Source organism: Methylomagnum ishizawai (genome assembly GCF_019670005.1).
Taxonomy (GTDB): domain Bacteria; phylum Pseudomonadota; class Gammaproteobacteria; order Methylococcales; family Methylococcaceae; genus Methylomagnum; species Methylomagnum ishizawai.
Map to the genome: position 1 here is coordinate 1,345,202 of NZ_AP019783.1, position 22,169 is coordinate 1,367,370.

Below are 22,169 nucleotides of genomic sequence, written 5' to 3' on the forward strand. Positions count from 1 at the left end.
CACCACCGCTATGCAGATCGCTGCCTCCAGAACCACCGCCCCCAGCCCGGAAGCGGGCAAGGCCAAGGTGGAAACAGTCTGCGCGGCTTGCCATGGCATCGCCGGCATCAGCGCCGCCCCGGCCTTTCCCAATCTGGCGGGCCAGAAAGAGGCTTATCTCCAAGCCGCCTTGACCGCCTACAAGGACGGCAGCCGCAAGAATCCCATCATGGGCAATATAGCCGCTGGCCTTTCCGATGCGGATATCGCCGATCTCGCCGCTTATCTGTCCGGGCTGAAGCGTTGTGAATAAACGGTCCTGGGCCTGGATCGCCTGCGGCGGCGGGTTGCTGCTGGGTTCCGCCCAGGCGGCGGACCCGTCGCCGGAACGGCAGGCCGCGCTGACCCATCTGCTGCGGCAGGATTGCGGTTCCTGCCACGGCATGACCCTGCACGGAGGCTTGGGTCCGGCGCTGTTGCCCGCGGCCCTGGCCGGGAAACCCGATGCCTTCCTGGTTGAAACCATCCTGAACGGACGCCCCGGCACGGCCATGCCGCCGTGGCGGAGCTTGTTGACGCCGGACGAAGCCGCGTGGCTGGTCGGGCAATTGCGGAAGACGCCATGATCCGAATCAAGAAACTCGCCCTGGCACTGTCACTCACCTTGGTTACGGCCCTGGATGGGCGCGCCGCCGAACTACGCGGCACCGGCGACCTGGGCTTGGTGGTCGAGCGGGCGGCGGGCAGCGTGCAGATCGTCGATACCACCCACCGCACCGCGCTGGGCCGGGTGCAGGGCTTGGGCGATTTGTCCCATGCCAGCTTGGTGTATTCCCCGGACGAGCGCTACGCCTATGTGTTCGGGCGCGACGGGGCCTTGACCAAGATCGATCTGCTGGAAGCCCGCATCGTCAAGCGCATCGAGCAGGCCCACAACAGCGTGGGCGGGGCGATTTCCCAGGATGGCCGCTGGATCGCCACCTCCAACTACGAACCGGGTGGGGTGCGGGTGTTCTCCGCCGACACCCTGGACAAGGTGGCCGATATCCCCTCCGTGACCGCCGATGGCAAAGCCTCCAAAGTCGTGGGCTTGGTGGACGCGCCCGGACAGCGCTTCGTGTTCAGCCTGTTCGAGGCCGGGGAAATCTGGGTGGCCGATCTACACGACCCCAAAGCCCCGAAACTCCAGAAGTTCAAGGCGGGCAAGGAGCCCTACGACGCGCTGATTTCCCCCGAGGGCCGCTATTACATCGCCGGGCTGTTCGGCGAAGAAGGCGTGGCCTTGTTGGACCTGTGGAACCTGGACTCAGGGGTAAAGCGCATCCTGCCGGAACATGCCAAGGACGATCCCAAGTTTCCCGTGTTCAAGATGCCCCACCTGGAAGGCCGGGCGCTGATCGGCGATTACTGGTTCCTGCCCGCCGTGGGCCGCCATGAAATGCTGGTGATCGACCGCCGCGATTGGAAGGTGGTGAAGAAAATCCCGCTGGACGGCCAGCCGGTGTTCGTCATCCCGAGGCCGGACGAGCGCCAGGTCTGGATCAATTTCGCCCTGCCCGACAACGACAAGCTGGAAATCATCGATACCCGCGACCTCGGCGTGGTCAAGCGCTTGAATCCCGGCAAGGCGGTGCTGCATATGGAATTCACCCCCAAGGGCGACGAGGTCTGGGTCTCGGTGCGCGACGACGACCGGGTGATGGTCTACGACACCGAAACCTTCGCCGAATTGGCCCGGATCAAGGCCGACAAGCCCAGCGGCATTTTCTTCACCGCGCGCGCCCACCGCCTGGGTTTGTGAGGACAAGGCCTTGTCGCTGACCCCTTTGCAAAAACGCTTGCTCAACGATTTCCAGCGCGGCTTCCCGCTGTCGCCGCGGCCTTTCCAAGCCCTGGCCGAAACTTTGGGCGTGGACGAGGCCGAGGTGCTGGAAAACCTTCGGGTCTTGAGCGATAGCCAAATGGTCAGCCGGGTGGGGCCGGTGTTCGCGCCCCAGCGGGTCGGAGCCAGCACGCTGGCGGCCCTGGCCGTACCGGCGGAACGCCTGGAAGCCGTTGCCGCCTGGATCAGCGATCTCCCCGAAGTGAACCACAACTACGAGCGGGAACACCGCTACAACCTGTGGTTCGTCCTCACCGCCGCCGACCCGGAACGCTTGGACGCGGCGCTGGCCCGGATCGAGCGGCATACGGGATTGGCCGTGTTGTCGCTGCCCTTGCTGGAGGATTTCCATATCGACCTGGGTTTTCCGCTGGACTTCGGGAGCGGACCCACATGAGCGGGATGCCACTCCGGGCGGTGGATTTCCCCGCCGTGTTTCCCGGTCCGGCCCCGGTCCATTGCGGAACCCATCCCGACGCGGCCAGCGACCTACGCTTGCTGGCGGCGGTCCAGCACGGCCTGCCCCTGGTGCCCCGGCCCTATGCCGAACTGGGGCGGCAGGTGGGTTTGAGCGAGGCCGAGGTCATCGAACGGCTGGAACGCTGGCTCGCAACCGGGATCGTCAAACGCCTGGGGGTGGTGGTCCGCCATCGCAAACTCGGCTACCGCGCCAACGCCATGGTGGTGTTCGACGTACCGGACGCCCTGGTCGGCGCCGTCGGTGCCCGGCTGGCCGCTTTCGCCTGTGTCACGCTGTGTTACCGCCGTCCGCGCCGGGGCGAGGCCTGGCCCTATAATCTGTTCTGCATGATCCATGGCCGGGATCGCGCCACCGTCGAAGCCCAGGTGGAGGCGTTGACCCTCGCCTGCGGCCTGGAGGCCATGCCCCGCGCCGTATTATTCAGCCGCCGCTGTTTCAAGCAGCGCGGCGCGGTCTACCGTTAAGCTTTTCCCCACTCCCCATGAACGCCCTGGAACGCACCCTCATCAACGGCCTGCAAGGCGGTTTCCCGATTTGCGAGCGGCCCTATTTGGCAGTCGCGGAACGCCTGGGTTTGACCGAGGAAGCAGTCATCGAAGGACTGCGCGGCTTGTTGGACCAAGGCATCCTGAGCCGCTTCGGGCCGCTCTACCATGCCGAGCGCATGGGCGGGGCGCTGAGCCTGGCGGCGCTGGCCGTGCCCGAGGCCGATTTCGAGCGGGTGGTGGCCGAGGTCAACGCTTTCCCGGAAGTCGCCCACAACTACGCCCGCGACCATGCCTTGAACATGTGGTTCGTCCTCGCGACCGAAAAGCCGGAGCGCAAGGCCGAAGTCATCGCGGGGATAGAAGCCGCCACCGGCTTGAAGGTCCACGATATGCCCAAACTGGCCGAGTACTACGTGGGCCTGCGCCTGGAGGTATGACCATGCAAGACCGCGACGCCATCGACGAGATCGACCGCCAAATCATCCGCGCCACCCAGGCCGGTTTGCCGCTGACGCCCCGGCCCTACGCGGCCATCGCCGAACAACTGGGCCTCTCCGCCGACGTGGTGATGGCGCGGCTGCGGGCGATGCAGGAACGCGGGGTGATCCGCCGCATCGGCGCGGTGCCCAATCATTACAAGTTGGGCTACCGGGCCAATGGCATGACGGTCTGGGATGTGCCGGATGAAGCGATCGACGCACTCGGGGCGCGGGTCGGTGCCTTGGATGCGGTCAGCCATTGCTACCACCGCCCGCGCCATCGGCCCGACTGGCCGTATAACCTGTTCGCCATGGTCCATGGCCGGACCCGTGAAGAGGTCGAGCGGGAAACCGCCCGCATCGCGGCCTTGCTGGGCGAGGCCAACCGGGGCCATGCCGTGCTGTACAGCACGCGCATCTTGAAGAAAACCGGCTTGCGTATCGGCGATTAACCCCCCCATGTTCCGCATCACCCAATACATCGCCGAACTGCTGGATCCCCCGGCGGAACCGCTTCCCGCCGCGCCACGCCGCCGGGTCATGCCCGGCCCCGTGGTGATTTGGAACCTGATCCGCCGCTGCAATCTGGCCTGCAAGCATTGCTACACCACCTCGGCGGATATCGACTTCCCCGGCGAACTCGATACCGATGCGGTCTTCGCGGTGATGGACGACCTCAGGGCGTTCTGGGTGCCGGTGTTGATTCTGTCCGGTGGGGAGCCGCTGCTGCGGCCCGATATCTTCGCCATCGCCCAACGCGCCAAGGCCATGGGTTTCTACGTGGGGCTGTCCAGCAACGGCACCCTCATCACCGAACAGAACATCGCCGCCATCGCCGCCACCGGCTTCGACTACGTGGGCGTCAGCCTGGACGGCATAGGCAAGACCCACGACGATTTCCGCCAGAGTCCCGGTTCCTTCGAGCGTTCGCTGCATGGGGTCCGGCTCTGCCGCGAACGGGACATCAAGGTCGGCCTGCGCTTCACCCTGACCCGCGACAACCACGCCGACCTGCCCGCCCTGCTCGACCTGATGGAACGGGAAGGCGTGGACAAGTTCTATCTCTCCCACCTCAACTACGGCGGTCGCGGCCACCGCAACCGCAAGGACGACGCGGTGTTCGCCACGACCCGCGCCGCCATGGACCTCTTGTTCGATACCTGCCTGGACCGGCTCCGGGCGGGGCGGCCCGCCGAATTCGTCACCGGCAACAACGACGCCGACGGGGTTTACCTGTTGCACTGGGCGCGGCGGCGCTTCCCCGACCAAGCGGGAAGGCTGCGCGCCCGGCTGGCCCAATGGGGCGGCAATGCCTCCGGCGTCAACATCGCCAATATCGACAACCTGGGGAACGTCCATCCCGACACCTTCTGGTGGCATTACAGCCTGGGGAATGTGCGGGAACGGCCTTTTTCGGAGATTTGGCGGGATGTGTCGGACCCCTTGATGGCGGGCCTGAAAGCCAGTCCGCGCCCGGTCAAGGGCCGCTGCGCGGAATGCGCCCATCTCGATCTTTGCAATGGCAACACGCGGGTGCGTGCCCACCAGACCACCGGGGATTTCTGGGCCGAAGATCCCGGCTGCTATCTCGCCGACGACGAGATCGGCCTCCAGGCACGGGACCGCTGACGCGGATTGCCCGGCCCTGCCTGTGCCCGTAACCCTTCCTCTTGGCTACGAGGCGGCGACGCCCGTCCTCGGTGGCCCGTTCCCATGAATCGCGCGAAACTCATACAGCCATAAAAAAGCCCGCTTGCCGCGGGCTTCCAGGAAATCCTTGACGGAATCGCCGGCGGTGGTGGCTTTGAGAACGCTCCCACGACGCGGGGCTTGCCTTAATAGTACACCCTTCTTGTAATCGTCTAGGCTTAGTAGATCGGGGGAGGCCGCAACGCCGCTCGCGGGTCGGATGGTGTTCTCATTTGGGCGCAACGCCGCCCGCCGGATTCGATAAATTCCAAAGCGACAAAACAAAAAGGAGCTACGATGAATTACAAATTGATTGCCACGGCAGCTTTAATGCTAGCAACCCAAGGTTTTAGTTCGTCCGCGCAGGCATTCCAATATGAATATCTATTAGCCCAGTCTCCAGACCGATATATGAACGACGAGGATTATCAGCTTATGCTGGAGACCGGGCAGGACATATTGGATCACGGCAAGGATGGTGCGAGTAAAGGCTGGAAAAACCCCAAAACCGGTAGCAAGGGGGTGTTCAAGGTACTACTGTCGTATAAGGATTCCGGTTTGTCATGCCGACAAACCGCGTTGGCCACCAAAACGGCGAGCGGTATCTCGGAAAAATCGGTCTTGAGTTTCTGCAAGATCGAAGGCCAGTGGAAGATCAAGGCGTCGCCCGCCGAATCCTTTACCGACGAAGATTGGGGGCTGTTCGACAAAGCGGCCCAAGACGCCTTGGATAACGCGAAAGATGGCAAAGCCAAGACTTGGCACAACCCCAAAACCGATCATTCCGGAACCTTCAAACCCACCGCGACCGGCGACAACGGTTGCCGCACGCTGTTCTTGGCGATAGGAAAATCCAAAAAGGACAGCGCCGAAACCACCCTCGATGTATGCAAGAAGCCTGATGGCACGTGGGAACAACGCAAATAAGGGCGATGCGGTCACCGGGGCCGACGCCCGTTTCAAGCTCGGCCTCGCCGTACTGATTGTCAGCAATCTGCTGTTCGCGGTTCCGTTTTTTATCCAAGAACATTGGCCGGGATGGCTCAAAGCCTTGGCCGGTTCCCTGCTGCTGGCGCCGGATATCGGAACCTTGGCGGCGGTGGCGATCATGGGCAAGGAGAACTTCGACCGCATCGTGTCCGCCGTGAAGCGTTGGTTCGCCAGCCAGAAACCAGCGGGCAACGTGGGGCCGGTCCGCCATGCCTTCGGACTGGTGCTATTCCTGTCGCCGCTGGTCGTGACCTATATCCAAGGCTATTTTCCCGAATGGCTCCCGGATGCTTCGCCTTGGCGCTTTTACGCGAACCTTGCCAGCGACCTGGTATTCCTGGCCAGCCTCTTCGTGCTGGGCGGTGATTTTTGGGACAAGCTCCGGGCCTTGTTCGTGCGCGAGGCCCGCGCGGTGTTTCCCGAAAAGGCCCGTGGGGAAAATCGACCGGGCTGATTGCCGCTTATCGACCGCCGCCAATGGGGTTCCACGTTGATGTCCACCCGGAAATCCAGCTGCCTAGGTGAACTCCCCGGAAAAGCGCCGCCCGCGACCAACACCGTGCCGCACAGATGCCTACGTTCCCTGACGATGACAGCCCCGTTGTTGGGCCTGCTCGGGAGTAGTTGTGCGCTGATCCATAAGACCGTGGAGCTCCCGGCCCGCATGGTAGTGGCAATACTTCCCGGAGCGCCGGAAACCGAGCCGGCCGACCCCATCAAACTCCAAGACGACCTGCTCCGTTTCGCGGACAATTTCGTGTTCTCGACCACGCAGGCGGCGGAGCACCTCTCCACCAGCGAAGGCCCGATCAAAAGGGCCGATCTCCTCGCCATCAAATCGGCCTTGGCCACGGATGTTTACGGATTGGCTTCGGGTTCCAATCCCATCTCCAACCTGGTCAGCCTGACCGTGCTCGCCTCGGAGGCCCGGCACCGCGTCGAGGACTACTGGCTGCCCAAGGTCTATGGCCCCTCGGCGGAACCCATGCTCCGCTGCTTCAAGGATCGGGAAAGGGAAATCTGGGCCATCGCGGAGCGGGCGCTCAGCCCGGAAATGCGCGCCGAACTGCGGAAGGAAATCGAGCGGTGGCGGCGGAGCTTCGCCGAACCGAACGCGGACCCCGAAGCCTTCGCCGGTATCGCGATGGTCAACGATATCACCAAGGGATTGGAGGTCAACCGGTCCAGCGCGCTGCCGAACAGTGTCTTCGGACTCCTCGGCATAGATCCCCTCGCGGGACTCGATCCGGCCGCCCGCGAATTGGCGGAAACCCGTCTTTTCGCGGAGCGCGCCCTTTTCATCGGGCAACGGCTCCCCCAGACGATGGGATGGCAGGCGGAACTCCTGGCCCTGCGTTCCGCCGAGATCCCAGAAGTCGCCAGCCTGGTCGGCAGCGGTTCCCAGATCGCCGGTTCCAGCGAGCGGCTTTCCAAAAGCCTCGAATCCCTGCCGGCCTTTTTGTCTTCGGAACGGGAGAGCGTCCTCAAGGCCTTCACCCAGGAGCGCATCGGGCTGGTCGGTCTGGCCCAAGCCACGAAAGAGACCCTCGCGGAAGGCACCCACATGGCCCAGGCGACCGCCCAGGTCTTGAAATCCTACGAAGGCATCGCGCAACAGCTACGGGATTCGCCCGACGATCCCAACGCGCCGCCGTTCGACATCCGGGAATGGGGCAAGGCCGCCGGGGAAGTCAGCCATATGTCCGCCGAGCTTCATGGGCTTTTAAGCCTGGCGGTCTCCGCCACCCACAAAGACCAGCTTGCGGTGGTCACGCAAGCCTCGCGCGAGGCCGGCGAAGCCCTGGTCGATTACGTATTCCGGAAGCTGCTCCTCTTGGTGGTCCTATCCGGGCTGTTCATCACCGGCCTTCGATTGACCTACCATTGGCTCCGGGCCCGTTTACGCCTTCATAACGGTTGATCCGGCCTTTGAAGTTTTGGATCAATAGCGGGATGGACCGCCCCGGAAATTCCGGAGGCTGTTTGCTGTGAGCCACGCCGCGATGGCGGGCTCGGTAAGGCTACGGTAGTAGGCGGCTTCGGCCTCGGCGGGCGTGATGTCGCCGATGAACCCCGTCCACCCAGGCCAGGGTGGCCCATTCCACCGCCTCCAGATTCTTCCAGGATTGCCGATGGATCTGTTGGTACGCTGGTTGGCCGGGATCGATACCCGGCTGGATTTGCCATGGGATTTTCCGTCCGTGCGCATAACCACCCCAGAATTGCCGGGCTTTTCCTACCCTGTGCCGGATGGTCTGGCATCCCCAACCCAATCCTATTTGGAGCGCTCCCCATGACCGCCAAACAACTTTCCGTCCTGGTCCTTTCCGCAAGCTTGAGCCTTGGCTTGCTGGACCAAGCAGCCACGGCTTGCTCGCGCATCCTGCTCAACACGGACCATGGCCATGTCGTAGGCCGCACCATGGACCTTTACATACCGGACCATCCCAAGCTCGTGGCCTATCCCCGGGGCATTGCCAGGGATGGGGCCGTTACCGATGGCAACGGGGTGCGCTGGGTCTCGAAATACGGCAGCGTGGTGGTGAATTCTTTAGGGATAGCCACCTCCGATGGCATGAACGAAAAGGGGTTCGTGGCGAACCTCCTTTATCTGCATGACTCCCAATACGAAACCAGGGATACCCGCCCCGGCGTGGCCAATGCCATGGTGCTTCAATACCTCTTGGATGTTTCCGCCACGGTTGCCGAGGCCTTGGCGGAGTTGGACAAAGTCCAAATCGTCTCGGTGAAGGCGGCGGGGCGGGAATGGCCGCTGCACATCTCCATTTCCGACGCCACCGGCGATTCCGCCGTCATCGAGTTCGTCAACGGGGCCAAGGTGGTGCATCGCGGCAAGGATTCGTCCGTCATGACCAATGAGCCGCCTTTGGATTGGCAACTGAACAATCTTAAAAAATACAGGTATTTCGGCGGGACCGAACCCCTGCCCGGCGACATCGACCCCGCCAGCCGCTTTGTCCGCGCCTCGGCCTTTTTGAAAACAATACCCGCGCCCAAGGATATCCGGGAGGCTTTGGCCGAGGTCTACAGCATTGTCAAAACGGTCTCGGTTCCGCTCGGTGCCGAAAATACATCGGCGGGAGTCCATTCCGAAGATACTTGGCCCACCTTGTGGACCACATTGGCGGACGCGGGCGACCGGCTCTACTTCTTCCAGGCTTCCGGTTCCCCGAATATGTTCTGGATCGACCTCGGCAAAATCAATTTCGCCAAGGGTATGCCCATCAAGCAGGTTTCCGGGGAGGAGATTTCGTTGGTGGGCGAGGTTTCCAGCAAGTTAAAGCCGATTAAGAATAAACATCATCGGAAACCGGTTTGAAAACCAAATCAATTAACTACCGCCTCCCAAAATTCTACAGCTGAAAACCAAAAAAAAGCCCGCATGAAGCGGGCTTTGGAGAGATTCTTAATAAATGCTCTGATGGTAGAACCTAGAACGGGATATCGTCGTCGAAATCATCCATGCCGCCGCCCGCCGGTGGCGCGGGCGGGCGTTGGGGTGCCGGGGAACCCGTCGTGGTCTGGGGCGGCGGGGCGTAGCGTTCGGAATCGCGGTCGCGGGTGGCGGTGGGCGGTGTCGCTTCCGACCAGGGGCCGGGGTCTCCGCCGCCTCCGCCCATGCCGCCGCCGCCACCGGCGCGGTCGAGCATCTGCATTTCGTTGGCGATGATTTCGGTGGTGTAGCGGTCCTGGCCGTTCTTATCCTGCCATTTGCGGGTGCGGAGGCTGCCTTCGACGTAGACCTTGCCGCCTTTCTTCAGGTATTGGCCGACGATTTCCGCCAGCTTGCGATAGAACACCACGTTATGCCATTCGGTGCGCTCTTGGGTGTTGCCTTGCGGGTCTTTCCAAGAGTCGCTGGTGGCGATGGTGACGTTGGCCACGGCTTCGCCGTTGGGCATGTAGCGGACTTCGGGGTCTCGGCCCAGATTGCCGATGAGGATGACTTTGTTGATGCCGCGAGAGGCCATGGGAAGTTTCTCCGATAGTGTGCATTCGGGGTGTCCGGGGCCGTAGGGGCGGCCCGGACGGTTCAATGCCGGGTTCGCCCCGGTCTTGCTGTCGTAGAGGGCGGATCAGGCCGCCTGGGTTTGGAACAATTCTTCGGTCAGGGCCGCGCGGTCCAGGGTGTCCTTATCCACCTTGAGATAGGCCACGCCATCCTCGGCCAGGACCACCGCCTCGGCCACGCCCGGCACTTGCAGCAAACGGCCCGAGAGGGTGGCGGCTTGTTCCCGGCTCAACGCGCCGACATTGACCAGGAGGCTGCTGACATGGCGCGGCGGGCGCATCCCCAGGGCCACCGCCAGCCAGATGAGGGCCGCCACCGCGCAATACAGGAACACCGCCGGGATGCCGTGATGCCCGTAAATCCAGCCCCCGCCCGCGCCGCCCGCGAACGCGCCCAGGAATTGGGCGGTGGAATAAACGCCCATGGCCGTGCCCTTGAGGTCGGGCGGGGCGATCTTGGACACCATGGAGGGCAGGGTGGCTTCCAGCAGGTTGAAGCCGGTGAAGTACAGGTAGAGCAGCCCGAACACCGCCCAGAAACTCGCGCCGAATCCCAGGAAACCCAGGTCGGCCAGCGCCACCACGGCGATGGCCCCGAGGAACACCGGCTTCATCTTGCGCTTTTTCTCGGCCACGATCACGAAAGGCACCATGCTCGCCATCGCCAGCACGAACACCGGCAAATAGAGATGCCAATGCTGGGCGGTGGGCAGGTCGAGCGTGTCGCGCAGTACCAGGGGCAGCACCACGAAAGTGGCGGTGAGGATCAGGTGCAGGCAGAAGATGCCAAGGTCGAGCCGCAACAGTTCCGGGTTGCCCAGCACCGTGCCGAACGAAGCGGTCCTGACCTCGGCGTCGCGGTGGAAGCGGCTGGTCACGGGATCGGGCACGGCGGTATAGAGCACCACGATGCCCAGCGCGGCCAAGGCGGTGACCACCCAGAACAAGCCCTTCAGTCCCATCCAGGCCGAGAGTATCGGTCCCGCCACCATCGACAGGGCGAAGGAGAAGCCGATGCTGACGCCGATCAAGGCCATGGCCTTGGTGCGGTGCTCCTCGCGGGTGAGGTCGGCGGCGAGGGCCATCACCACCGCCGCCACCGCGCCCGCGCCTTGCAGGGCGCGGCCCGCGATGATGCCGTAGATATCGTCGGACAGGGCGGCGAGGGCGCTGCCCAGCACGAACAGGACGAGTCCTATCGTGATGACGGGCTTGCGGCCATAGCGGTCGGACCACAGGCCGAAGGGAATCTGGAACAGGGCTTGGGTCAGCCCGTAGGCGCTGATGGCGAGGCCGACCAGGGCCGGGGTGGCGCCGGGCAGGTCGCGGGCGAACACCGAGAACACCGGCAGGATCAGGAACATTCCCAGCATCCTCAACATATAGATACCGGCCAGGGACAGGCTGGCGCGGACCTCGGCGCGGGTCATGGGGGTATCGATTTCCAGGGCCGGTTTCAAGGGAGGCTCCTTCTGCGGGATGTGGAAGCCCGGTATGGTAGCAGGTTCGCCCATGGCCTTGAATTTGCGGGAAGGTCCGGTTCTTTTGATTGAGCGTTTCGCTGGGCGGGGCGTGTAGGGGATGCTGGTTCAGTGGTCCCGCGTCCAGCCCGCCAGCAAACACCGCAGCACTTCGTAGCCATACTGCCCGCCCAAAGCCTCGAACAAGGGTTTCAAGCCCTGGCGCTCCTCCTCCGGCAGGCTCCGCCACACGCCTTGGATCCGCCGTATCTCGGCCAGCTCCAAACCCACCACGGCGCTGGAATCGGCCAAACCCTGGGCGATGGCCTCGGCCAAATGCCCATACACCGTGGCCGGTTTCAAGCCGCGCCGCCCGGCGATGGCCGCCACGTCCAAGCCCTGCCGCAGCAACTCCAAGGATTCCTGCGCCGTGCCGCCGAGTCCGGCACCGTCCACCACCGGCTTGGGTCCTTGTTCCAGGATCGTTGCCAAAAACACCGCGCCATAGCGTTCCAGCTTGGTCGCGCCGATGCCGGACAAGCGCCCGAGTTCCGCCAAATCCTTGGGCCGGAGTTCCACCATGTCCATCAGCACCGAATCGTGGAAGATGACATAGGGCGGCACGCCTTGCTCGGAGGCCAGCCGTTTGCGCAAGGCCCGCAAGGCTTCCCAGAGCCGGTGGTTGTCGGGATGGGCCAGGCTGGTGCCGGGCACCGTCCCCCGGCTTTGCGGCTTGGCCGCGCCGCGCCGCTCGCGGCTGGAGACCGGCTGGTCCGGGTCGCGCCGGAGCTTGAGTTGCGCCTCGCCCCTGAGCACCGGCCTACAGGCGTCGGTCAGTTTCACCACGCCGTGGGCCTCGTGATCCACCGCCAGATAGCCCAGGGTGATGAGTTGGCGGAACAGCGACAGCCATTGTTTCTCGTCCAAATCCTTGCCGATGCCGTAGGTGCTGAGCCGGTCGTGGCCCAGCCGCAGGATGCGCTCGCCCGCCCGGCCCAATAGCACATCGATCACATGGCGGGTGCCGAAGCGTTGATTCGTCCGGTACACGCAGGACAGCGCCTTGCGGGCGGCTTCGGTGGCGTCCCAGGTGGCGGGCGGCGCCAGGCAGTTATCGCAGTTGCCGCAGGGTTCGGCGAGTTCCTCGCCGAAGTAGCGCAACAGCGCCTGCCGTCGGCACGATGTCACCTCGCACAGTCCCAGCATGGCTTCCAGCTTGTGGCGTTCCACCCGCTTGTGGATTTCGTCGGCCTCGGAGTCCTCCACCAGCTTGCGCAGGGTGATGACATCCTGTAGCCCGTACACCATCCAGGCCTCCGCCGCCAAGCCGTCGCGCCCGGCCCGGCCCGTTTCCTGGTAATAGGCTTCCACGCTCTTGGGGAGGTCCAGATGGGCGACGAAGCGCACATTGGGCTTGTCGATGCCCATGCCGAAGGCGATGGTGGCGACCACGACCACGCCTTCCTCCATCAGGAAGCGGCGTTGGTGGCGCTGGCGTTCTTCGCTCGGCAAACCGGCGTGGTAGGGCAGGGCGGTGAAGCCCTCGCTTTCCAGGAAGGCGGCGGTGTCCTCCACCTTCTTGCGCGACAGGCAATAGACGATGCCGGCGTCTTCCGGGTGCTCGGCGCGGAGGAAATGCAGGAGCTGTGCCTTGGGATTGCGCTTGTCGGCGATGGTGTAGCGGATATTGGGCCGGTCGAAGCCGCTGCAAAACACCTCGGCCCGCTCCAAGCCCAGCCGGGCGATGATTTCCTGGCGGGTGCGCTCGTCGGCGGTGGCGGTGAGGGCGATGCGGGGAATCTGGGGGAAGCGCTGGTGCAGCAGGGACAGTTCCCAATAATCGGCGCGGAAATCATGGCCCCATTGCGACACGCAATGGGCCTCGTCGATGGCGAACAGGCTGACGGCGGCTTGCGCCAGGGTGTCGAGGAAGCGCCCGGTGGTCAGCCGTTCCGGGGCCACGTACAGCAAATCCAGGTCGCCGTCGAGGAACTGGCGTTCGACCTTGCGTTGTTGGTCCGGTGCCAGGGTGGAATTCAGGAAGGCCGCCCGCACCCCCAATTGGCGCAGGGCATCGACCTGGTCCTGCATCAAGGCGATCAAGGGCGAGACCACCACGCCGACGCCGGGCCGGATCAAGGCCGGAATCTGGTAGCACAGCGATTTGCCGCCGCCGGTGGGCATCAACACCAGGGCATCGCCGCCCTGGACCACCCGCTCCACGATGGCGGCTTGCGGGCCGCGGAATTGCCGGTAGCCGAACACGGTCCGCAGGATTTGTAAGGGTGATTGGGACATGCGCCGGTTCCGATGGGGGTGGAAATGTCCATTCTTCCATGCCGTACCGGGCCCCGCCACTGTTCCCGCCGTTCCGGGGCCTGGGTCCGGCGGGCACATGCGTATAAGCCTATGCCAAAAGGTTATAGCTATAAGTTAGCGGAAGGACATCCGTTATAACGGATGGCACTTATACTGTGCCCCTTTCCTATATCGATTCCAACGAAGGCATTCCCTATGGAAACAGCGTACATCGTCTCCGGCGTCCTGGTCGGGGTATTAGTCGGGTTGACCGGTGTCGGCGGCGGTTCCCTGATGACCCCGCTCTTGGTGTTCTTGTTCGGTTTCGCGCCCAGCACGGCGGTCGGCACCGATTTGTTGTTCGCCTCCATCACCAAGACCGGCGGCACCTTGGTCCACCATGGCAAGCACAAGTCGGTGGAATGGAAGATTGTGGGCTGGTTGGCCCTTGGTAGCCTGCCGGCCGCGGGCGTGGTGCTGTACCTGTTGGAAACCACCTTCAAGAAAGACCCCGCCGTCACCGCGATCATGACCACGACCCTGGGCGTGGCCTTGCTGCTGACCGCCGTGGCCTTGTTGTTCCGCAACCGCTTGATGAGGAAATCCCACGAATCCGCCCTACAGCGCAAAACCCACAGCGAGCGCTTCGGACGCTGGCAAGCGCCGATCACGGTATGCGTGGGCGTGATGCTGGGGGTGTTGGTGACCTTGTCCTCGGTGGGGGCGGGGGCCTTGGGCACGGTGGCCTTGTTGTTCCTGTATCCGCGCTTGGCGACGGTGCGGGTGGTGGGGACCGACCTGGCCCATGCCATTCCCTTGACCGCCGTGGCGGGGCTGGGCCATCTGCACATGGGCAATGTGAATTTCGAGCTGTTGGGGAGCCTGTTGATCGGCTCGTTGCCGGGAATCTATGTCGGGAGCCATTTGAGCGGCAGGATTCCCGAACACATCATGCGCCCCATCCTGGCGAGCATCCTGGTTTTGATCGGACTCAAGTTCGTGCTGGCTTGAGGCTGGGCGGAATCCCCGGCCCGGATTCCGCGCAATCCTGTTTGTTCCCGCCGCGGGTTTATTGGCAGGTGCCCACGAGGATGGTCCCGCCCTGGCCCACGCCGACGAAGCGGCCATGGGCCCAGGCGATATCGGTCAAGGCGGCGCTGGTGGCCGGGGTTTGGAGCGTCCAGGCCACGCCATCCGGGCTGGTCAACAGCGCGCCTTGATCCCCCACGGCCACGAACCGGCCCGCGCCCCAGGCCACGCCATATAGTGTGGCGGTGGTGTTCGAGGTTTGGGTGTCCCAGACCGCGCCGTCCGGGCTGGTCAGGATGGCACCTCCCGCCCCCACGGCGACGAATTTCCCCGCCCCCCAAGCGACGCCCATGAGCCACTGATCGGTCCCGGAATCGTGCCCGGTCCAATGGAGGCCGTCCGGGCTGGTCAGGACAGTGCCGACAGGGCTCCCGTCGCCCGCCAGCCCGATCCCGACCACCACGAACCGGCCATGGCCCCGGGCGATATCGGTCAGCGTGGGCGAACTGAGCGAAGTATTGCCAAGTAGCCGCGCCGTCCAGCGTTTCCCGGTCGGGCTGGTGAGGATCGCCCCGTAATCGCCCACGGCTACGAACCGGCCACGGCCCCAGGCCACGGCGAGGAGCCGGTTGCCGGTGGCGGCGATGGGCGTCCAGCGCTTGCCGTTCGGGCTGATCGCGATGGTCCTGCCCTCGTAGGATTGATAACCACCGTCCGTGGGGAAACAAGAGAACGGGTTGCCGGGGTCGCTACAGGTTGGCTGGGCGGTTTGCAGACTGTCCGCCCCCACCGCCACGAACTTGTTGCCGCCCCTGGCGATGTCGAAATAGAGGCCGGCAAGGGTCGCGGTGGGGGTCCAGGCCATGCCGGTGGGACTGGCGCTGACGGAACCCTGGTGGTCGACGGCCACGAACCGGCCCGCGCCCCAGGCCACGCCGGATAAATCGCCGGTGCCGCTGGAGACGGCGGGCGGGTTCCAGGCGATTTGGCATTGCTTGGCTTGGGAGGGGCCGGAGGCGGTCAAGATCCATAAGGGAAGGAGCGCGGCGATCAGGCGGGTTTTGTTCATGGCGGATACTCCGGAAGGAGGCGCTTGGGTTCGGTCCGCCGCCGGGCAACACGGGGCTTGGGGCCGGGTTTTGGGGTCAGGCGGTGCCGCGGCTTAGCCGATACCCACCGCCAATTCGTTGCTCCCCTCGACCAAGCGTAGCACCAGGTCCGCCATCGGTATCGCGGCCCCGCCGGGCCGGTAGGGATTGGCCGTGCGCTCGAACGCCAGTGCGCTTCCGTTCAGGCTCAAGGCTTCCACCCCGCAACCCCGCGTCCCGACCCGGTAGCGCAGCGTCAAGGGACGGCCCGCCACCTGGGTGTCCACCCGCAAGCCATCCAGGGCCGCGGGCAACACCGGATCGATCACCAGGGCCGAGTCTTCCCGCTGTATCCCGAACAAGCCGCGCACGATCAAGCCCAGCCCGATCCCCGCCCCGCTGGAATAGACCCGCCAGCCGCCTTCCAGCCCGATTTCACCGCGCAGCGCCTTCCCGTATTCGGCGTAGGCTTGGTAGCGGTCGGTGAAATCGGCGTCCGAGCTGGAGTAATAGCAATTCGCCTGCCGGGGCCGCGCACCGGGCACCCGCGCCGCGATGCCGATGGGATGGGCGAGGCACAAGGCCGCGAAGAAGGGTTCGGCCTCGCCCAGCCGGGCCAGCGCCTCGGCGTAGCGCAAATGGGCGTGGGTGTACATCAGGCCGATTTCCCGGCCAAAGTAGGTACTGCTCTCGGCGCGTTGGAAGAACCGCTGCGGCCCGCCGCGATAGGCCATGGGCCGGTCGAACAAACGGGCACCGTCCGGGCCGGACAAATGGGCGCGGATGATATCGAGGTGTTTCCGGGCTTGATCGGGGCGCAACAAGCCGTTGGCGATGGCGTGGATCATCGGCAACAGGCTGTAATGCAGGCCGGTTTGGCCGTCGCGGGGATGCAGGAGGTAGTCGATGCGCCCGTCTTCGTGGAAATAGGCGTAACCGGCCAGCACGCCATCCACGATCAAAAGCTTCTGGAAATCCTTCAGCACGGCTTCCGCCCCGCGCTCGAACCGTCCCGCCGGCAGGTCGTGGCCCAATCGCCGCAGCGCCTGCGCCAAGGTGGTCAGCACTTGGTGGTGCAAGGTCACGGTCCAGGCGCTGCACAGCCGTTCGCGCATGGCGGGATCGACGGGTTGCAGCGAGTCGTTCCAATCGCCGTGCCCATAGGCCGCCAGCCGGGTGCCGGGAATCCGGCGGCGGGCGATGACTTCGAGGGCGCGTTCGACATGGATATCCAGGGTGGCGCGTTCGGCTTTTTCCTCGCCCTCCGGGTGGAAGAACGGCAAAATCTCGTTGATGAAACCGGCGTCCCCGCTCGCCAAAAGATATTGTCCCAGCGCCAACAGCGGCCAGAACACGATATCGCCATGCGAATCCTCCGGCCTGATGCCGCGCTCGCGCTCGAAGAACATGAACCATTGCGGCCAATCGCCGTCCGGGTTCTGGTTCTTGAACACCCGGACCAGGAGGTCGCGGATCGGCGCGGTTTGGCCCAGGGCCAGCAGCAATTCCACCGGGCCTTGGGACACATCGCGGGTGCCCCAGCCGCCGCCGGAATACTGTTCCAGGCCACGCGGGCTGAGATAGTGGATCAAGGCGTTATGGGCGAACCAGGGCAGGATTTCCACAAGACCGGCCAGTTCCGCGGCCAGGGGGCTGTTTTCGGGCGGATGGACGCGCAAGCCGCCCGTCATCGCCGCCCAATAGGTGTCGGAATCGGTCGTGCTGGCGTCGGCCAGCGCGGTCTCGACGGAGGTGAGGTGCCCGGTGATCCGCAGGCGCTGCTCTGGTGCCGGTGCCAGGACCAGGCACAGGAACGGCTGGTCGCGGGATAACCCGTCGGCGTACAGCAGTTCATCTCCGCCGACCCGCTCCAACACCGTGCCCGGTAGTGGATCGACCCGGAAGCCGCCTTCCGGGAAGCGGCGGCCCACATCGCTGTCAGGGAGGGCCTGGACGAACACGCCTTCCTCGTCCTGGACGAAACTGGCCGGTCCCGGCACCGCGCCATCGTCGCCATTCAGCGCGATGTGGTGGGTGACGAGGCATCTCGGGGCCGGTCCCGAGCGCACGATCAGGGCCAGCCCCAATTCATGGCGTTGGGCCGGGGCGGTGGCGCGGACTTCGAGCAAGCCGTCGGCGTGGCGATAAAACCAGCGGCAGCCGTCCGGGCTGATTTCGTAGGCCGAGGGCAGGTCCAGCAAGCGCCAGCCTTCCGCCAACTCCACGAACACCCGTTGCCCGTGCGAGCGGAACAGCCCGAGATAGCTATGGGTGGTCGAGAGGAAACGGTTGATGCTGACATGGCCCTGGGTCAACATCGAATGGAACACGCCGTTCATCCAGGTGGTGGAGGTGAGGGCGGTTTCGTCCGGCGTGGGCAAGGCTCCGGTGCGGAGGATATGGCCGTGGGGCCGCAACACCTTCAGCTCCTTGGCTTTCAGTACCACATGGCGGCGCTCGCCATGGAAGAAGGACAGGATTTGGCCGTCCGCATCCCGTTCGACTGCCCGGAGATCGGTCCCGAACAAGGCGGCGAGGGTCTCGGCGTCGAGGTCCAGCGCGGCCAGCGGCGGCGCGGTGGCGAACAGGCTGGGGCAGGGCGGGGCGCTGCCGTCCGGCGGCGCGGCGGCTGCGGGAGCCTGGGCTTCCGGCAGGGCCAGCAGGGTATCGACAAAGTCCAAATCCGCCGTCGCGGTCGCCGCCGGATGATCCGCCACGAAACCGCCGAAAAAGCCGCGTTCGACCCGTTGTCCCGGTTCCAGCCGGCAGGGCGCGTCCTGGATCGCCGCCATCGAATGCTCATGCTGGCGGCGGCTGCCGGGCAAGCCTTGGGCGAGTCCCGTCGGCATGGCTCCGGCCCGGTGGGCCAGTCCGTGGACTTGCAGGGCGTCGGTGGCGTAGTCCGCGCCCCGGCCCAGGCTGCCGACCAGGCTCCAAGGATGGCGGCCCGCCATGGCTTGGTTCTGCCGCGAAGCCACGACCCAGCCGCGTTCCCGATGCTCCAGCGGCGTGTGGTCCACGTATTGGCTGACGTAGTATTCATTCAGCCGTACCGTGCCATACTGGGCCAGCCCCACATCCTGGGCATGGATCAAGTCCAGTTCCGCCGCCGTGTCGCCGGTATTTTCCAGGGCGATATGCCAGAACCACGCGGGCAGGGCCGCGGCCAGCGCCAGCGTCACCGTGTAGCGGAGGCCGCGCCATTCGCCTTGTAGCCGCAGGCGTTCTCCCTCCTGCCAGACCACGCCCCCGCCGCCCGGACCCAGCAGCGGCACCGCCTCGACCGTCGCGCCCAGCCGGCGTAGATACAGATTGGCCGGACCGCCCTCGACCGCGTTGCCGGGAAACAAATTCAGCAGGATATCGCCGTGGTCGATGCGGTGGAGCGAACCGTCGGCGTTGAATCGGAACGCGAGGCCGGACGGGCTGGCGATGCGGAAGGTCTGGGCGGTTGGCAAGGCATTCATAGGCTGTTTCCTTGTTGTGGCGGTTGGCGTTGGGGACGGGGGCGGCCTTGTCTGGCCCGCTTCATCATAGAAGCTATCCTTCACGGGCGACAGCCGCGGCTTTGCCGTATACGCCCGTTGGGGCCGCTGGAGTCCAAAGCTTGCTTTGGAAACCACGCCCGACCCAGGCGAGCTTTGGATTCCAAACGGTTTAGCGGATACCAAATCCGCGCTTTCCGTATTGAAAGCCTTCAAAAAACCGGCGTACCCTTGCCGCCGGATCGCAAAAACCACACATCCCAGGAGGGACTCATGTCGGATACCGCACAAGCCAATGCCAGCATCGCCGCTTTTGGTCCGGCCCGCGCCACCGTGGCCGGTGCGCCCCTAAGCCCCGAAGAATTGCGCCAAACCCATGCCTTCTGGCGGGCTTGCAATTACCTCGCCCTGGGCATGATCTACCTCCAGGACAATCCCCTGCTGCGCGAGCCGCTCAAGCCGGCGCATATCAAGAACCGCCTCTTGGGCCATTGGGGCGCGAGTCCGGCCCTGGCCTTCGCCTACACCCATCTCAACCGCGCCATCAAGCAATACGATCTCGACGCCATCTTCCTGGCGGGGCCGGGCCATGGAGCGCCCGGTGTGCTGGGTCCGGTGTACCTCGAAGGCAGTTATTCCGAAATCTACCCCGACAAGAGCCTGGACGAAGAAGGCTTGCTGGCTTTCTTCAAGCAATTCTCTTTCCCCGGCGGCATCGGCAGTCATTGCACCCCGGAAACCCCCGGTTCCATCCACGAGGGCGGCGAACTGGGCTATGTGCTGTCCCACGCCTGCGGGGCGGCGTTCGATAATCCGGGGCTGATCGTGGCGGCGGTGGTCGGCGATGGCGAGGCCGAGACCGGGCCCTTGGCGACCTCCTGGCATATCAACAAATACCTCAACCCGGCCCGCGACGGCGCGGTGCTGCCGATCCTCAACCTCAACGGCTACAAGATCAACAATCCCACCCTGTTGGCCCGCATCGGCCATGCCGAGTTGCAAAAGCTGTTCGAGGGCTACGGCTGGACGCCGTATTTCGTGGAAGGCTCCGACTCCGACACCATGCACCAGGCCATGGCGGCGACTATCGACCGCTGCGTCGAGGACATCCGCGCCATCCGGGCCACGGCCCGCGCCGGGGGTCCGGTCCGCCGCCCGCACTGGCCCATGATCGTGCTGCGCAGCCCCAAGGGCTGGACCGCGCCCGGCGAGATCGACGGCCACAAGGTCGAGGGTTTCTGGCGCGCCCATCAGGTGCCCATCGCCGATGTGAAGAAGAAACCCCAACACCTCAAACTGCTGGAAGACTGGATGCGCAGCTACCGGCCGGAAGAATTATTCGACGCCGACGGTGCTCCGGTCCCGGAACTCCGCGCCTACGCCCCGGCCGGCAACCGCCGCATGGGGTCCAATCCCCACGCCAATGGCGGCTTGCTCAAGAAGGCGCTCAGGATGCCGGATTTCCGCGATTACGCCCTCGCGGTCGAGCAGCCGGGCCGGATCGAGGCCGAGAACACCCGGCCCTTGGGCGTGTTCCTGCGCGATATCATGCAGGCCAATATGAAGAACTTCCGGGTGTTCGGCCCGGACGAGAACACCTCGAACAAGCTCGACGCGGTGTACGAGGCCGCCAAGAAATTCTGGATCGCCGAGTATTTCCCCGAGGACGCCGACGGCACCGAGATGGACACCGAGGGCCGGGTGCTGGAGATGCTGAGCGAGCACACCCTGGAAGGCATGTTGGAGGGTTATTTGCTGACCGGGCGGCATGGCTTTTTTTCCACCTATGAAGCCTTCGTCCATGTCATCGATTCCATGTTCAACCAGCACGCCAAATGGCTGTCGATCTGCAACCATCTGTCGTGGCGGGCGGGCATCGCCTCGCTGAACCTGCTCATCACCTCCACCGTGTGGCGGCAGGACCATAACGGCTTCACCCACCAAGACCCCGGTTTCCTCGACGTGGTGGTCAACAAGAGCGCCGAAGTGACCCGCATCTATCTGCCGCCCGATGTGAATTGCCTGCTGTCGGTGGCCGACCATTGCCTCAGGAGCGAAAACTACGTCAATGTCATCGTGTGCGATAAGCAGAACCACCTGCAATACCTGGACATGGAGAGCGCCATCGTCCATTGCACCAAGGGTATCGGGCTATGGGACTGGGCCAGCAACGACCAGGGCGTGGAGCCGGATGTGGTGATCGCCAGCGCGGGCGATATTCCGACCAAGGAGGCGCTGGCCGCCGTCGCCATGCTGCGGGCGGAATTCCCCGACCTCAAGCTCCGCTTCGTCAACGTGGTGGACCTCTTCAAGCTGCAACCGGACACCGAGCATCCGCACGGGCTTTCCGACCGCGATTTCGACAGCCTGTTCACCGTGGACAAGCCCATCATCTTCAATTTCCACGGCTATCCCTGGTTGATCCACCGCCTCGCCTACCGTAGGACCAACCATAAGAACCTGCATGTCCGCGGCTACAAGGAAAAGGGCAATATCAACACGCCCCTGGAATTGGCGATCAACAATCAAATCGACCGTTTCAGCCTCGCCATCGATGTGATCGACCGGGTGCCGCGGCTGCATGTCGCCGGGGCGCACGCCAAGGAGAAATTCAAGAATCGGCAACTGGCCTGCCGCCATTATGCCTACGCCCACGGGACGGATTTGCCCGAGGTGGCGGATTGGCGTTGGGAGGATTGAGCGGGGGTTGATGTTGGAGCGGGGCGGGGGCGATTCCCGGCCCTGTTCCGTCCTTGTGGAGAAAATCTTGTCGTTCCAGATTACCGGAG

Annotated in this window: 19 protein-coding genes and 1 pseudogene; 14 read left to right on the top strand and 6 right to left on the bottom strand. The window is 64.4% G+C overall.

All coding sequences use genetic code 11. The features are described 5' to 3' along the window. Positions 1–10 precede the first annotated feature (10 nt). The 11 genes from K5658_RS06175 (at position 11) to K5658_RS06225 (ending at position 7,909) form a co-directional block, all read left to right on the top strand. Complete coding sequence (locus K5658_RS06175) at positions 11–292, top strand: c-type cytochrome (RefSeq protein ID WP_221066091.1); 282 nt, start codon at positions 11–13, stop codon at positions 290–292. Continuing rightward, complete coding sequence (locus tag K5658_RS06180) at positions 285–605, top strand: c-type cytochrome (RefSeq protein WP_221066092.1); 321 nt, start codon at positions 285–287, stop codon at positions 603–605. The genes K5658_RS06175 and K5658_RS06180 overlap by 8 nt, the downstream gene beginning before the upstream one ends. After that, positions 602–1,780 (top strand): cytochrome D1 domain-containing protein, encoded by a 1,179-nt coding sequence (locus K5658_RS06185; protein WP_281425951.1) that lies wholly within the window; start codon positions 602–604, stop codon positions 1,778–1,780. The genes K5658_RS06180 and K5658_RS06185 overlap by 4 nt, the downstream gene beginning before the upstream one ends. Before the next feature lie 10 nt (positions 1,781–1,790). Beyond that, the gene (locus tag K5658_RS06190) at positions 1,791–2,258 is read left to right on the top strand and encodes an Lrp/AsnC family transcriptional regulator (protein ID WP_246628580.1); all 468 of its coding nucleotides are present in this window, start codon (positions 1,791–1,793) and stop codon (positions 2,256–2,258) included. Next, on the top strand, positions 2,255–2,806 hold the full coding sequence (ahbB, locus tag K5658_RS06195; protein ID WP_246628581.1) for a siroheme decarboxylase subunit beta: 552 nt from the start codon (positions 2,255–2,257) through the stop codon (positions 2,804–2,806). Before K5658_RS06190 ends, ahbB (K5658_RS06195) begins: the two co-directional genes overlap by 4 nt. A gap of 17 nt (positions 2,807–2,823) precedes the next feature. After that, positions 2,824–3,267: an Lrp/AsnC family transcriptional regulator gene (locus tag K5658_RS06200; protein WP_221066093.1), complete on the top strand. Its 444-nt coding sequence runs from the start codon at positions 2,824–2,826 to the stop codon at positions 3,265–3,267. A 2-nt stretch (positions 3,268–3,269) separates the two neighbouring features. Continuing rightward, positions 3,270–3,761, top strand: coding sequence for a siroheme decarboxylase subunit beta (ahbB, locus tag K5658_RS06205; RefSeq protein WP_221066094.1), 492 nt, complete (start codon positions 3,270–3,272; stop codon positions 3,759–3,761). Positions 3,762–3,768: 7 nt separating this feature from the next. After that, on the top strand, positions 3,769–4,938 hold the full coding sequence (gene nirJ, locus K5658_RS06210) for a heme d1 biosynthesis radical SAM protein NirJ (RefSeq protein ID WP_221066095.1): 1,170 nt from the start codon (positions 3,769–3,771) through the stop codon (positions 4,936–4,938). A gap of 357 nt (positions 4,939–5,295) precedes the next feature. Next, complete coding sequence (locus K5658_RS06215) at positions 5,296–5,925, top strand: RT0821/Lpp0805 family surface protein (RefSeq protein ID WP_221066096.1); 630 nt, start codon at positions 5,296–5,298, stop codon at positions 5,923–5,925. After that, entirely contained in the window at positions 5,900–6,442 is a 543-nt protein-coding gene (locus tag K5658_RS06220) for a hypothetical protein (protein ID WP_221066097.1), read from the top strand. Before K5658_RS06215 ends, K5658_RS06220 begins: the two co-directional genes overlap by 26 nt. Before the next feature lie 210 nt (positions 6,443–6,652). Next, on the top strand, positions 6,653–7,909 hold the full coding sequence (locus K5658_RS06225; RefSeq protein WP_221066098.1) for a hypothetical protein: 1,257 nt from the start codon (positions 6,653–6,655) through the stop codon (positions 7,907–7,909). Between the two features lie 21 nt (positions 7,910–7,930). Here K5658_RS06225 and K5658_RS06230 read toward each other — a convergent pair. Next, positions 7,931–8,126 (bottom strand): annotated as a pseudogene (locus tag K5658_RS06230) (hypothetical protein); the annotation flags it as partial. 155 nt (positions 8,127–8,281) lie between these two features. On the opposite strand from K5658_RS06230, the gene K5658_RS06235 reads away from it, so the two are divergent. Then, entirely contained in the window at positions 8,282–9,328 is a 1,047-nt protein-coding gene (locus tag K5658_RS06235; RefSeq protein WP_221066099.1) for a linear amide C-N hydrolase, read from the top strand. Positions 9,329–9,440: 112 nt separating this feature from the next. On the opposite strand, the gene ssb is transcribed toward K5658_RS06235, so the two are convergent. The 3 genes from ssb to recQ form a co-directional block, all read right to left on the bottom strand. Further along, positions 9,441–9,980, bottom strand: a complete 540-nt coding sequence (gene ssb / locus K5658_RS06240; protein WP_221066100.1) for a single-stranded DNA-binding protein — start codon at positions 9,978–9,980, stop codon at positions 9,441–9,443. A gap of 105 nt (positions 9,981–10,085) precedes the next feature. Next, positions 10,086–11,450, bottom strand: coding sequence for an MFS transporter (locus K5658_RS06245; protein ID WP_221066917.1), 1,365 nt, complete (start codon positions 11,448–11,450; stop codon positions 10,086–10,088). 159 nt (positions 11,451–11,609) lie between these two features. Beyond that, entirely contained in the window at positions 11,610–13,778 is a 2,169-nt protein-coding gene (recQ, locus tag K5658_RS06250; protein WP_221066101.1) for a DNA helicase RecQ, read from the bottom strand. Between the two features lie 216 nt (positions 13,779–13,994). Between recQ and K5658_RS06255 the strand changes: the two genes are divergently transcribed. Continuing rightward, positions 13,995–14,789 (top strand): sulfite exporter TauE/SafE family protein, encoded by a 795-nt coding sequence (locus K5658_RS06255; RefSeq protein WP_221066102.1) that lies wholly within the window; start codon positions 13,995–13,997, stop codon positions 14,787–14,789. A 58-nt stretch (positions 14,790–14,847) separates the two neighbouring features. Here the strand turns inward: K5658_RS06255 and K5658_RS06260 are convergent, their stop codons facing one another. Together K5658_RS06260 and K5658_RS06265 are read right to left on the bottom strand one after the other, a co-directional pair. Further along, on the bottom strand, positions 14,848–15,876 hold the full coding sequence (locus K5658_RS06260) for a WD40/YVTN/BNR-like repeat-containing protein (RefSeq protein ID WP_221066103.1): 1,029 nt from the start codon (positions 15,874–15,876) through the stop codon (positions 14,848–14,850). A 93-nt stretch (positions 15,877–15,969) separates the two neighbouring features. Then, positions 15,970–19,362: a GH36-type glycosyl hydrolase domain-containing protein gene (locus K5658_RS06265; RefSeq protein ID WP_221066104.1), complete on the bottom strand. Its 3,393-nt coding sequence runs from the start codon at positions 19,360–19,362 to the stop codon at positions 15,970–15,972. A 291-nt stretch (positions 19,363–19,653) separates the two neighbouring features. Between K5658_RS06265 and K5658_RS06270 the strand changes: the two genes are divergently transcribed. Next, positions 19,654–22,080 carry a phosphoketolase family protein gene (locus K5658_RS06270; RefSeq protein ID WP_221066105.1) on the top strand — a complete coding sequence of 809 codons (2,427 nt, stop codon included), beginning with the start codon at positions 19,654–19,656 and terminating at the stop codon, positions 22,078–22,080. Positions 22,081–22,169 lie beyond the last annotated feature (89 nt).